Annotated in this window: 13 protein-coding genes; 7 read left to right on the top strand and 6 right to left on the bottom strand. The window is 55.3% G+C overall.

The features are described from left to right. Positions 1-230: 230 nt before the first annotated feature. The 6 genes from CSC3H3_RS03650 to CSC3H3_RS03625 all read left to right on the top strand — a co-directional run bounded on the left by CSC3H3_RS03650 (position 231) and on the right by CSC3H3_RS03625 (position 6,499). On the top strand, positions 231-1,838 hold the full coding sequence (locus tag CSC3H3_RS03650; RefSeq protein ID WP_101263838.1) for an ABC transporter substrate-binding protein: 1,608 nt from the start codon (positions 231-233) through the stop codon (positions 1,836-1,838). Positions 1,839-1,968: 130 nt separating this feature from the next. Further along, entirely contained in the window at positions 1,969-2,979 is a 1,011-nt protein-coding gene (locus tag CSC3H3_RS03645; protein WP_101263837.1) for an ABC transporter permease subunit, read from the top strand. 86 nt (positions 2,980-3,065) lie between these two features. Next, a complete protein-coding gene (locus CSC3H3_RS03640) occupies positions 3,066-3,938 on the top strand; it encodes an ABC transporter permease subunit (protein ID WP_245881368.1) in 873 nt (290 codons plus the stop codon). Positions 3,939-3,944: 6 nt separating this feature from the next. Then, positions 3,945-4,934, top strand: coding sequence for a dipeptide ABC transporter ATP-binding protein (dppD, locus tag CSC3H3_RS03635; RefSeq protein ID WP_101283789.1), 990 nt, complete (start codon positions 3,945-3,947; stop codon positions 4,932-4,934). Next, a complete protein-coding gene (locus CSC3H3_RS03630) occupies positions 4,934-5,929 on the top strand; it encodes a peptide ABC transporter ATP-binding protein (protein ID WP_101263834.1) in 996 nt (331 codons plus the stop codon). Before dppD ends, CSC3H3_RS03630 begins: the two co-directional genes overlap by 1 nt. 219 nt (positions 5,930-6,148) lie before the next feature. Beyond that, positions 6,149-6,499, top strand: coding sequence for a hypothetical protein (locus tag CSC3H3_RS03625; RefSeq protein WP_101263833.1), 351 nt, complete (start codon positions 6,149-6,151; stop codon positions 6,497-6,499). Between the two features lie 111 nt (positions 6,500-6,610). On the opposite strand, the gene CSC3H3_RS03620 is transcribed toward CSC3H3_RS03625, so the two are convergent. From CSC3H3_RS03620 to CSC3H3_RS03605, 4 genes are all read right to left on the bottom strand, one after another. After that, complete coding sequence (locus CSC3H3_RS03620) at positions 6,611-7,261, bottom strand: LysE family translocator (protein WP_101283787.1); 651 nt, start codon at positions 7,259-7,261, stop codon at positions 6,611-6,613. Positions 7,262-7,309: 48 nt separating this feature from the next. Next, positions 7,310-7,804, bottom strand: a complete 495-nt coding sequence (locus CSC3H3_RS03615) for a cupin domain-containing protein (RefSeq protein WP_101283786.1) — start codon at positions 7,802-7,804, stop codon at positions 7,310-7,312. Positions 7,805-7,971: 167 nt separating this feature from the next. Further along, a complete protein-coding gene (locus tag CSC3H3_RS03610; protein WP_101283784.1) occupies positions 7,972-8,553 on the bottom strand; it encodes a copper chaperone PCu(A)C in 582 nt (193 codons plus the stop codon). A gap of 41 nt (positions 8,554-8,594) precedes the next feature. Next, positions 8,595-9,173 carry a hypothetical protein gene (locus CSC3H3_RS03605; RefSeq protein ID WP_157831818.1) on the bottom strand — a complete coding sequence of 193 codons (579 nt, stop codon included), beginning with the start codon at positions 9,171-9,173 and terminating at the stop codon, positions 8,595-8,597. 244 nt (positions 9,174-9,417) lie between these two features. Between CSC3H3_RS03605 and CSC3H3_RS03600 the strand changes: the two genes are divergently transcribed. Further along, positions 9,418-9,894: a DUF2867 domain-containing protein gene (locus CSC3H3_RS03600; RefSeq protein ID WP_101283780.1), complete on the top strand. Its 477-nt coding sequence runs from the start codon at positions 9,418-9,420 to the stop codon at positions 9,892-9,894. Positions 9,895-9,971: 77 nt separating this feature from the next. Here the strand turns inward: CSC3H3_RS03600 and fumC are convergent, their stop codons facing one another. Then, positions 9,972-11,363 (bottom strand): class II fumarate hydratase, encoded by a 1,392-nt coding sequence (fumC, locus tag CSC3H3_RS03595; RefSeq protein ID WP_245881258.1) that lies wholly within the window; start codon positions 11,361-11,363, stop codon positions 9,972-9,974. Positions 11,364-11,754: 391 nt separating this feature from the next. Further along, positions 11,755-12,585 carry a DeoR/GlpR family DNA-binding transcription regulator gene (locus CSC3H3_RS03585; RefSeq protein WP_101283774.1) on the bottom strand — a complete coding sequence of 277 codons (831 nt, stop codon included), beginning with the start codon at positions 12,583-12,585 and terminating at the stop codon, positions 11,755-11,757. Positions 12,586-12,718: the final 133 nt, after the last annotated feature.

The following is a 12,718-nucleotide window of genomic DNA, read 5'->3' as shown; positions in this document are numbered from 1 at the left end:
AAAATAACAAACACTTGACATAAATTCAGGTGTCGTCGGGCTTTTTTCCCTCCGTAAAATCCCTCAGCAGACGTTGACGGTACGCAAAAACCCTGATTACTTTCCCTCGACGATTACCAACATGTGCGTTGGATCGGGTCAACCAGCCCGGACTTGTCGGGCATCCTGCAGCGGGTGAGACTTGCAGATGCCAAACGGGGGTTCGGGCCAGCCTTGAGGGAGGCACATAAATGAAAGCGACTTTCGTCAAAGCGGCTTTGGGCGCAGCCCTTGTTGCGACGACTGCCTGGGCCGCACCGACGGCCGCTTCGGCAAAGACCCTGGTTTATTGCTCGGAAGGAAGCCCGGAAGGTTTCAACCCGCAGCTCTACACCTCGGGTACCACCTTTGATGCGACATCAAAGAACATTTACAACCGTCTGGTCCAGTTCAAACGTGGCACCACCACGATCATTCCGGGCCTTGCAACCAGCTGGGATGTTTCGGCCGATGGCCTTGAATACACCTTCCACCTGCGCAAAGGCGTAAAATTCCAGACCACCAGCTTCTTCACGCCGACCCGTGATTTCAATGCTGATGACGTGATGTATTCCTTTGACCGTATGTGGGACAAAGAAAATGCGTATCACGGCGTAAGCGGTGGCTCGTACGAATATTTCGACGCAATGTCGATGCCGGACCTGATCAAGGACATCGTCAAGGTTGACGACTACACCGTGAAATTCGTCCTGAACCGTCCGGAAGCACCGTTCATTGCCAACATGGCAATGGATTTCGCATCGATCCTGTCGGGCGAATATGCCGACAAGATGCTTGAAGCCGGCACCCCGGAACAGGTTGACCTGGAGCCGGTCGGCACCGGTCCGTTCCAGTATGTCCAGTACCAGAAAGACGCTGTCATCCGTTACAAAGCCAACCCGGATTACTGGGAAGGCCCGGCTGCGATTGACAACCTGATCTTCGCAATCACCCCGGACAGCACCGTTCGTTACCAGAAGCTGAAAGCTGGCGAATGCCAGGTGATGCCGTATCCGAACCCGGCTGACCTCAAGGCGATGGATGCCGATGATTCCATCAACCTGATGAGCCAGGAAGGTCTGAACGTTGGTTACCTGGGTTACAACACCCAGAAAGAGCCGTTCACCAAAACCGAAGTCCGTAAGGCCCTGAACATGGCGATCAACAAGGACGCGATCCTTGAAGCCGTTTACCAGGGTGCAGGTTCGAAAGCGAAAAACCCGATTCCGCCGACGATCTGGTCTTACAACAACGACATCCAGGACGATCCCTACGATCCTGAAGCTGCAAAGAAGATGCTGGCTGATGCCGGTTATCCGAACGGCTTTGAGACCGATATCTGGGCAATGCCGGTACAGCGCCCGTACAACCCGAACGCACGCCGTATGGCTGAAATGATCCAGGCTGACTGGGCCAAGATCGGCGTTCAGGCCAAGATCGTTTCCTATGAATGGGGCGAATACCTTGAGCGCACCAAAAAAGGCGAACAGGGTTCCTTCCTGATGGGCTGGACCGGTGACAATGGTGACCCCGACAACTTCCTGGCCGTTCTGCTTGGCTGTGATGCTGTTGGCGGTTCGAACCGTGCACAGTGGTGCAACGAAGACTTCGACAAGCTGATCCAGCAGGCGAAGACTACTTCGGACGTTCTCGAACGTACCCGTCTCTACGAACAGGCTCAGGTCGTGTTCAAGGAACAGGCTCCGTGGGCAACCATCGCGCACTCGGTCGTTTTCGAACCGATCCGCAAGGAAGTCGAAAACTACAAGATTGACCCGTTTGGCGGTCACATCTTCTACGGCGTCGATATCAAAGAATAATCACGCCACCATGAAGTCGAGAGGCCCGGTTATCCGGGCCTCTTCGCATTATCAGATCAAAAAATAAGAGAGAGAACGTTCAAGCGCGCACAACCATTACGCGCCTGAATGAGCAAAAAGGCCCCAAGGCATGCTAGGATTCCTTTTCCGCAGACTGGGTGACATTGTGCCGACATTCTTCGGCGTTACCCTGCTGGTCTTCTTCCTGATCCGCCTCATTCCCGGCGACCCCATCCTGATGATGGCCGGTGAACGCGGTGTCGATGCGGCGCGTTACGCCCAGCTCAAGGCACAATACGGATTTGATCAGCCTGTCATCGTTCAGTACTTCCAGTACCTGCTGGGCGTATTCCAGGGCGACCTTGGCAAATCTTTTGTGACCAAAAAACCCGTCCTTGAAGAATTCATGACCCTGTTCCCGGCAACAGTTGAACTGGGCGTCATGGGCATTCTATTTGCCATTATTGTCGGCCTGCCGCTCGGTGTTATCGCCGCAGTGCGCCGCGGTGGCATTTTCGATTACACCACCATGACCATCTCGCTTGCCGGCTATTCGATGCCGATTTTCTGGTGGGCAACGATGCTGATCATGTTCTTTTCGGTATCTCTGGGCTGGACGCCGGTTTCAGGGCGGTTGTCGGTGCTTTACTTCATCGAACCCACAACCGGCTTCATGCTGATCGACACGCTGTTAAGCGACGAAAAAGGCGCCTTTATCGATGCCCTGCAGCATCTGATCCTGCCGTCCATCGCGCTGGGCACCATTCCGATGGCCGTGATTGCCCGTATGACCCGTTCGTCAATGCTTGAAGTGCTGCGTGAAGATTACATCCGCGTTGCCCGTGCCAAGGGCCTGAGCCCGGCCAAGGTCGTAATCGTGCATGCGCTGCGTAATGCCCTGATCCCGGTTGTTACCGTGATCGGCCTGCAGGTCAGCGTGCTGGTGGCCGGTGCAATCCTGACCGAAACGATCTTTTCCTGGCCGGGTATCGGCAAATGGATCGTCGAAGCTGTTAGCCGTCGCGACTATCCGACCATTCAGGGCGGAATTCTTCTGATCGCGATCATGATCATGCTGGTCAACCTGCTGGTCGATCTGACCTACAGCGTGATCAATCCCCGCATCCGTCATACGCGCTAAGGGATGGCAAGTTTATGAATACACAAACAAATCCCGCTACTTCGCCCGAACAGGACGATGCCGCGCTTAAGGAACTCGAAGCCAGCATGGTGGCAAAGCCGCCCTCGCCGCTGGCCGAATTCTGGCACTATTTCCGCCAGAACCGTGGTGCCCTTGCCGGTCTTGTTGTTGTGGCAATTGTCGTTTTCCTGGCCATTTTTGCCCAGGTCGTTGCACCGCACGATCCGATTTCGCAGGACCGTACCGCCATCCAGATGCCTCCGGCATGGCAGGAAGGCGGCAGTTCGGAATATCTGCTTGGCACCGATGCAGTTGGCCGTGACATGGTTTCACGCCTGATGTATGGCGCGCAGCTTTCGGTCTTTATCGGCCTGTTTGTTGTGGTGATTTCGGTTGTTTCGGGCATCACGCTGGGCCTTGCTGCCGGTTATTTCCGCGGCTGGGTCGAAGTTGGCATCATGCGTGTCATGGATATCATGCTGTCCATCCCAAGCCTGGTGCTGGCCCTTGCGATTGTGACCATCCTTGGCCCGAACCTGATCAATGCGATGCTGGCCATCGCCATTGTCCAGTTGCCCCATTATGTGCGCCTGACCCGTGCCTCGGTAATTTCGGAACTGAACAAGGAATATGTCACCGCATCGCAAATTGCCGGTGCCGGTGCCCTGCGCCAGATGTTCATCAACATCCTGCCCAACTGTGCCGCCCCGTTGATCGTTCAGGGCACGCTGGGTATTTCCAATGCCATTCTGGATGCCGCGGCCCTTGGCTTTCTGGGTCTTGGTGCCCAGCCGCCAACGCCGGAATGGGGTTCGATGCTGGCAAATGCCCGCGAATTCGTTGGTTCCGCCTGGTGGATCGTTACGTTCCCCGGCCTGTGCATCCTGATCACCGTGCTTGCCTTTAACCTTATGGGTGATGGTCTGCGCGATGCCCTCGATCCCAAGATGAAGCGGTAAATCGTCATGGCACTTTTGGAAGTTAAAAACCTGACGGTCGAATTTGGCTCGGAAAGCAATCCGTTCCGGGCAGTTGATTCCGTCAGCTATTCGGTTGAACGTGGTGAAGTCCTGGGCATCGTTGGTGAATCGGGTTCTGGCAAATCTGTCAGTTCACTCGCCCTGATGGGGCTGATCGATTATCCCGGCCGTGTCACCGCCGACAGCCTGACCTTTGACGGGCAGGACCTGCTCAAGATGCCGGCGCGCAAGCGCCGAAACATCACCGGCAAAGACATTGCCATGATCTTTCAGGACCCGATGTCGGCACTTAATCCGTGCTACACGGTTGAAACCCAGATCATGGAAGCCCTGAAGGTTCATGAAGGTGGCAATAAACGCCAGCGTCGTGAACGCACCCTGGATCTGCTTAACCAGGTGGGTATTCCCGACCCGAAATCACGCATGAAGGCCTATCCCCACCAGCTTTCTGGTGGGATGAGCCAGCGTATCGTGATTGCGATGGCCATTGCGTGTAACCCGCGCCTGCTGGTCGCCGACGAACCCACTACCGCACTGGACGTGACCATTCAGGCCCAGATCATTGACCTGCTATTGAAACTGCAATCTGACAGCGATATGGCTCTGATCCTGATTACCCACGATCTGGCACTGGTATCCGAGGCCGCAGACCGCATCCAGGTGATGTATGCGGGCCAGCTTTTTGAAAGCGGCCCGGCAGACGGCCTGTTTGCCGCCCCGCGCCACCCCTATACCCAGGCCCTGCTTGAGGCCCTGCCGGAACGTTCTGCCGGTCATGACCGCCTGCGCACCATTCCTGGTGTGGTTCCAGGTGCGCATGACCGCCCGAAAGGCTGCCTGCTTAGCCCGCGTTGCCGCTATGCCACGGATAAATGCGTCGCCCAGCAGCCGCTGGTTGGCGATTATTACGGTCGCGATGTTCGCTGCTTCTATCCGCTTGATGATAACGGCCAGCCGACCGGGAGGACCGCATAATGAGCTTTCTTGAATCAAAACCCGGCGTCGCCCTGATGGAAGGCGACAATCTGGCGCGGCATTACACGGTGGGTGGCGGTTTTGGCAAGCCCACTGCGTCGGTAAAGGCGCTGGACGGGGTTTCATTTTCGCTTGAAGCCAGAAAGACGCTGGCGGTTGTTGGTGAATCAGGCTGTGGCAAATCCACCCTTGGGCGCCAGTTGACCCTGATTGAGAAGCCGTCTTCGGGTGCGCTTAAAATCAATGGCGAAGCGGTTGGCAATCTTTCGGAAAAAGATGCGAAGCTGTTTCGCCGCACCGTGCAGATGATTTTCCAGAACCCCTATGGGTCGCTTAACCCGCGTAAAAAAGTCGGGCAGATTCTGGAAGAGCCGGTATTGCTGAACATGGACAAGCTGGGCCGCAAGGAACGGCAGGAACGTGTTCGCGACACAATGGCAAAAGTTGGCCTGCGTCCCGAATTTTACGGGCGTTACCCGCATATGTTTTCAGGTGGTCAGCGCCAGCGTATCGCCATTGCCCGCGCACTGATCCTGGAGCCCAAGGTCATTGTTGCCGACGAGCCGGTTTCAGCACTGGACGTATCCGTACAGGCACAGGTTTTGAACCTGATGATGGACCTGCAGGACGAAATGAATGTCGCCTATGTCTTCATTTCGCACGACCTTTCGGTGGTGCAGCATATCGCCGATGATGTGATGGTGATGTATCTGGGCCGGGTTGCCGAAAAAGGCCCGACCGAGGAACTGTTTAACCGCCCGCTTCACCCCTATACCCGCGCCCTTCTGGCTTCCGCCCCGAAAATCGACCCGGCACACCGGGTAAAGGCCGAACCGTTAAAGGGTGAACTGCCATCACCGATCAACCCGCCATCGGGTTGCGCCTTTCACAAGCGGTGCCCGTTTGCGACCGAGCAATGTGCCCAGGTTCGCCCGGAACTGCGCGTTTTTGAAGGCCGCGAGGTCGCTTGCCACCGGGTAGAAGAAATCTCCTGATTTCGCCTTACTCCCGCGATCAAACGGCATTCACAAGGGACGCAGCAGACAATGCGTCCCTTTTTCTTTGCGCAATCCCAGCCATCAAAAGCAGCCCGCTTTTCAAAGATGTGAAATTTCTGGAGAATTGTGCAATTTCCTGTTTTCAGAAAATCAATCCTGGGTCATATATCCCCTGCATCGAGCTTAAAAATAAACAAAGCAAACACAGAGGGTTATATGTTTATTGTCTGGAGAGGCTGGGGCATTTTGCTGCCGCTGGGCGCCCTGGTTGGCGCGCTGATTTCCTTGTTTTTCTATGCGCTGATTGAACAATATGTTCCCCAGGACCTGGCACCGGCCATTATCATTCTGGGCGCGACACTAGCGGCGTTTCAAACCGTGCGCTGGCTGGAACGGTCCGACAAGGGCCGCGAATTGCTGGACGAAAAAACCGGCGAAACCGTTTTGCTGAAACGTGGCGACAGCATCTTTTTCATCAAGGTGCGCTATTGGGCCTATCTGATGGCGGTTGTTACGCTGGTTGTGTTTGGCGCCTGCCTGGCAAGCATCTTTGCCAACGGCAATTAAGCATTTAACCCACTGCCTTTATGCAAAACGGGCTGCCTCATCGGCAGCCCGTTTGTCTTTAAGCTCCAGCGCAATAACCCGGCAATAATGCCCGAACTGCCGGAATCAGAATTACCGGCGCGCAGCGGCGAGCATGGCACCGGCACCAATCAGCACACCTCCGCTAACGCGGTTAAGAATGCGCAAATGCCGGGCAGACCGCACAAAGCCCTTCACCTGCCCGCCCACCAGGCCGTAAGCCAGCAATACGCAGGCTTCCATCGCCAGAAATGTAACGCCCATAATGGCGAACTGCCCGCCATAGGGATGCTGCGCATTCAAAAATTGCGGGAAAAAGGCCGTAAAAATCAGGATCGCCTTGGGGTTCCCCACCGCAGTTAAAAATTCGCGACGGGCCAGATCAAAGGCACGTGGGCGCGCGGCAAAGACCAAGTCGTCTTCTGGCAGGTTTACCGCCCCATCGTCGCTGGCCGATGCCACGTGGCTGCGCCAGGTTTTAATGCCCAGATACACCAGATATGCCGCCCCGGCCCATTTGATGATACCAAAGGCAAGTTCGCTTGCGGCAAGCACAACGCCCAGCCCGGTTGCCGTCACCGTGATCATCAGGGTAAAGGCCAGCAGACGGCCAATACCGCCAAGCGCGGATGCCACCACACCATGGCGCGCACCATTAAACATCGCCATCAGGTTGTTGGGCCCCGGCGCCATCGCAAGCGCAAAAGCCGCCCCGGCAAATACCAGCCATGTATCGAACGACATCGTAAACTCCGCCAAACAATCAATTGATGGGGTGATTGCGCCGTAAAATCAGTCGCGGGTCAAGGCCGTTATCATATCCGTTGCATCCGGCCAGCGTTTTACCAGATCGGCGCGTTTGCCCATTGAAAAATCGGCGAAGTCAAAACCCGGTGCCACTGTGCAGCCCAGCAGGGCAAATTGCCCGCCTGGTTTAAGGCGTGCGCCCTGCCAGACATTATTAGGCACCACCATTTGCGGTCTTTGCCCGGCGACAATATCGGTACCAATTTCAACCATTCTGTGGCTGCCATCGGCAAACAGGTGCAACTGTTCAACCGCGTCGCCCAGATAGAAATGAAAGATTTCATCCGAGGTCAGGATATGCATGCCCGAAAAGGTATCGGGGGTTAACAGATAATATATCGCCGTCCCCGTTGACCGATCGCTTGGGTAACGCCCGCCGGGATTGGTGGTTTCGTCGGCACGAAACGTTTCGGCGTAATAGCCGCCTTCCGGATGGGGCAACAGATTAAGACGGGAAATCAGATCATCAATCGTGGGCATGGGGCATTGTCCTGGCGGTTGGGGCGGGTTTGAACAGTACCCCATCATGACGGCAAAAGGGGCGCGGTTCAATCCGCACCCCCTGTATGAAACGGGCGAAAGGGCCTATCCCCGGCCCCAGCCAAATAGACAGCCTTGCGCTGCCCGTCAGATAAAAAACCGGTAGATCAGTTTTTCATCTTACCCATGGTGCCGCCATGGGCGGAATGGTCCATGCTGCCATCCATGGCACCTTCTTTGGCGCTATCCATGGCACCATCCATGCCATGTTTCATATCCATTTTCATTTCACCATGGGCCGACATTTTCGCCGCGTCATCAAGTGAAAGAACTTCGGCCTCGACCGGGACATTACCGGCCTTTTCAAACTGCAAAGTCAGGGAAATGTGCTGACCAGCCTTTAGCGGGTCATGCAGCCCCAAAAGCATGACGTGATAGCTGCCGGGTTTGAAAGCAACGCCGCCATGCGCAGGAACCTCAACACCGCCTTCGACCTGGCGCATCTTCATCACATTGTCTTTCATGATGTGGGTATGCAGTTCGGTCTTATCGGCAATTTCGGATGTCGCCCCAATAATGCGATCCCCGTCGCCTGCATTTTCAACATTGAAAAACACAGCCCCATTGGGCACGCGGCCAAGGCTTTCCTTGCTCCAGGCGTTGGAAATGGAAATGTCATTGGCAAATGCCGGAAGGGCTGCAAACAAACCGGCAGCAATGGCTGCCCCTGCGAAAAGTGCTTTACGCATGATATTCTACCTGTCTGAATTTGAAGTGGGATATGTCTTTGTCAGGCAGAAAAGGCAGGAGGACCGCGGGCATCAAACCCGTGTGCCGCCATTTCATAGCGGGCATTTTTACCCGCGCGAAAGGCCACAAACCGGGTTTGCACCACAGGGTGCGACCAGGAAAAACCGGCAGTGATAACCGGCAATACATGACAAAAGGCGCAGTGGGCGCAAAAGGCATGTGACGCGGCCGGTTTGCCACTGCTTCGGGTTTCTGGCTGGTTTTGTGATTGGGTCGTTTCGGTACTTGCACCATCACTCGCCAGTGTGGGGGAAATACCGGTTTGGCCATCGCCAAGCGCAACAAGGCGAACAGGCTGAATGCCGCTGCCTGTACAGATATAAATAATATCTGACGCAGCCTGCATCGAACCCGGCCCGCTTCCACCCGCCCCATGCAGGGCAAGCGGGACACCCGCCTGGGTCAGCGTAGCCAGCATGACAACACAAATCAGCCCCCACACCCGCAGACCATGTTGCGGGGAGCATTTAGCACCATCCCGGGTGCGCCGTAGCCGTGCGCGCAATGCCATAAGCATCGCGGCAGGAAACGACAGATATGCTGAAATTCCTGCTGCCATGGGAAAAGATATGCCCAATCGATGGTTTCTCAGCAATATCCTATATCAATTCCTCGCCAGAAAATGCCGTTCCATACAGGGTTGATGCGAAATTTTGCCAATCCACCTGCCGGCTATGTGGCGCATCCGCCACCCGGCTGTAATCTGGCACACAACAAGGCCAAAAACACACAATTAAACCAGACAAATCAGCAATTTAGCACTATGATAGCGCCGTATTGCCCCATCCGAAAAGGATTGCATTGTGGTCCAGACATCTGTTGTTCCGGTTTCCCTGCCCCATATTTCGATGCCAAATGCCGATTGGGCCGATGCGTTCAGCATTCGCACAACCCAACATGCCATCACACCGGAAATGGCGGCGCATAAAATCATGTCATCGCGGCCAGACTGGGTTGTTCATCTGATGCGGTTGCGCGACACCATCGTGCGGCCGTTTGGTTTGAAGTCCGGGGCCAAAGACAGCAATGATCCGAACATTATCGGCCTTTTCCCCGTCATTGCGCGCTCAGACACATCGATCACACTGGGCCTTGATGACAGGCATCTTGATTTTCGACTGGTGGTTGAAACCGAACCCTGCGGCACGGACCAGACCCTGATTACAACCACGACCCTGACGAAGCGCCATAACCTGTTTGGACGCGCCTATCTGGCGACCATCATGCCGTTTCACAGGGTGATTGTCCCCACCATGCTAAAGGCGGCTTTTCCGCAATAAAAATGGCCGGGCGTCATACACCCGGCCAACATATCGGCAGCACGATCAAAACGGTGCCCCGGCTTGGGCACAGCCGGTCAGATCATGTCTTCGGCGCGGACTAGCTCGTCAAACCGTTCGGCATCCAGATGGCCCAGGGCGATGGCGGCTTCCTTAAGGCTGGACCGTTCGGCATGCGCCTTTTTGGCAACGGCAGCAGCATTGTCATAGCCAATATGCGGCGCAAGGGCGGTTACCAGCATCAGGCTTTGTTCGACATAGGATTTGATCTTTTCCTCGTCAGCTTCGATGCCAGCAATACAATGATCGGCAAAGCTGACGGCGGCATCGGCAATCAGCCGGATGGATTGCAACAGGTTATAGATAATCACCGGCTTGAAAACATTAAGGTCAAGATGGCCATTCGAGCCCGCAACCGTAACCGCAACATGGTTGCCCATCACCTGGGCGCAAACCATGGTCAGGGCTTCGGCCTGGGTGGGGTTGACCTTGCCCGGCATTATCGACGACCCTGGTTCGTTGGCGGGCAAAATCAGTTCGCCCAGCCCGCAGCGCGGACCAGACCCCAGCAGGCGAATATCATTGCCAATTTTCATCAGCGATGCAGCCAGAACATTCATTACACCCGACATTTCAACGCAGGCATCATGGGCGGCCAGCGCCTCGAACTTGTTCGCGGCGGTATCGAATTGCAGGCCGGTCAGGCTGCTGATTTCACGGGCAAACTGTTCGTCGAAGCCTTCGGGGGCATTCAAACCGGTGCCAAGGGCCGTGCCGCCCTGTGCCAGTTTGGTCAGGCGTTTCAGGCCATCTTCGATGCGATCAAGGCCAAGTTCGATTTGCGCGGCATAACCCGAAAACTCCTGACCCAATGTCAGAGGCACGGCATCCTGCATATGGGTGCGGCCAATTTTGACGATTTTATCAAAGGCGCGGCTTTTGGTTTCAAGGGTTTCGCGCAAATGGCGCAGGGCGGGCTTTAAACGTTCCTCGATCTCGACCACGGCGGCGATATGCATGGCAGTCGGGAAACTGTCATTCGAGGATTGACCGCGATTGACATGGTCATTGGGATGGACCGGCTCACGCTGGCCCAGCGGTGCCCCCAGATATTCACAGGCACGATTGGCGATGACTTCATTGGCATTCATGTTGGTTTGCGTGCCACTCCCGGTTTGCCAAACCACCAGCGGGAAATGATCGGACAGTTTACCGTCGGCCACTTCGCGGGCGGCCGCCTGAATAACATCGGCAATTTTCGGTTCCAGATTGCCGAGTGCCCGGTTGGCACGGGCGGCTGCCAGCTTTTGCAGGCCAAAGGCACGGATCAGGGCTTCGGGCATTTTTTCGCCGCCAATGCGGAAATTCTCGCTCGACCGCTGGGTCTGTGCGCCCCAGTAACGGTCCGAAGGCACCTGAATTTCACCCATGGTGTCTTTTTCGGTACGGGTGCTGGCTTGTTTGGTCACGATAAAACTCCTCCGTGTCAGAAGATACTGACCGGGGCGGGAACCCGGCGGCATTGGTTTGTTGCCCTGCAATATGGGTCGCAGTCATGCCAAGCGCAAAGCACCCGGCACGAAAAAATACAAACAATGCAAATATCTGGCACCGGGCGGAGCCGCGCAAAGAAAAACAGCAAACAGACAGAAAAAGCCAAACCGCACGGCAAAACCGGCAGCCAAATGGCAGGTCTGGAAAGGAAAGAAGGCGAATAGAGAGAATGGAGAATGGAGAATGGAGAATGGAGAATGGAGAATGGAGAATGGAGAATGGAGAATGGAGAGTGGAGAGTGGAGAGTGGAGAGTGGAGAGTGGAGAGAGATGAAGGGAGAGCTAGAAGAACGGGAGGATCAAGGATTAACCGGCAGCCTGCATTTCGGGGATATCAGCGGTTTCGTCAGCCACGATCAGGTTGATACCGGCTTTGGCAAGCACATCGCGCAAGGCATCGGGCGGGGTGCGGTCGGTGATGACACCGGCAAGGTCATTAAACGGGCCGATGCTTTCAAGATAACGGCGTTCAAATTTGGTGTGATCCACCAAAAGCCAGGTTTCATCGGAACGTTCCATCATCGCCCGTTTCACGGCAACGGCCTTGCGGTTCACATCACTATAACCAATCGATGACAGGCCAGACGCCCCGATAAAGGCCCGGTTGGCATAAAAACGGCGTAGGAAATCGACCGTGTCATGCCCGTAAACCGCATTTTCACGCGGATCAAACTGGCCGGGACACATAATGACATCATCAATCAGGGCCTGTTCGCCCATGCCATGTACCACAGCGTAACAATTGGTCAGGATCGTGCGTTTCTGCCCATTTGCACTGCCCGCAATATCGGCAATACCGGCTAGATAGGGCGCGATCTGGGTAACGGTTGAACCCGCATCAATCATGATGACTTCGCCGGGTTGCACCATTTTGCCTGCCAGCGCACCAATGCGGTCAATACCGGCAACCGCACCTAACTGACGTTGGGCCAGATCGGGCTGATGGCCCATCGGCCGCGCCGAAGCGCCACCAAATTCGCGCATCAGCAGCCCTGCCTGCCCCAATGCATCAAGATCACGGCGGATTGTTTCAGTTGCCACATCGAATCGCTCGGCCAATGTGGCAACTCTCACATGTGGGTGAATTTGCAATTCCTGCAAAATGCGGTGTTGCCGCTCTTTTTTTCCGATACGCAAATGCCATTCCTCCGGGAAAGGGGCCTGATAACGCGGGTTTTCAGGGATATTAGCATTTGTCTCTGTAACGGTTTGTTACAGTTTTATGTTGCTTTCCAAACTTTTTGACGCTCTATAATGTTGATAAAAACAA

The organism is Thalassospira marina, assembly GCF_002844375.1.
Classification (GTDB): Bacteria; Pseudomonadota; Alphaproteobacteria; order Rhodospirillales; family Thalassospiraceae; genus Thalassospira; species Thalassospira marina.
Note: the sequence above shows the minus strand (reverse complement) of the source record. Positions and strands in the feature narration are given on the sequence as shown.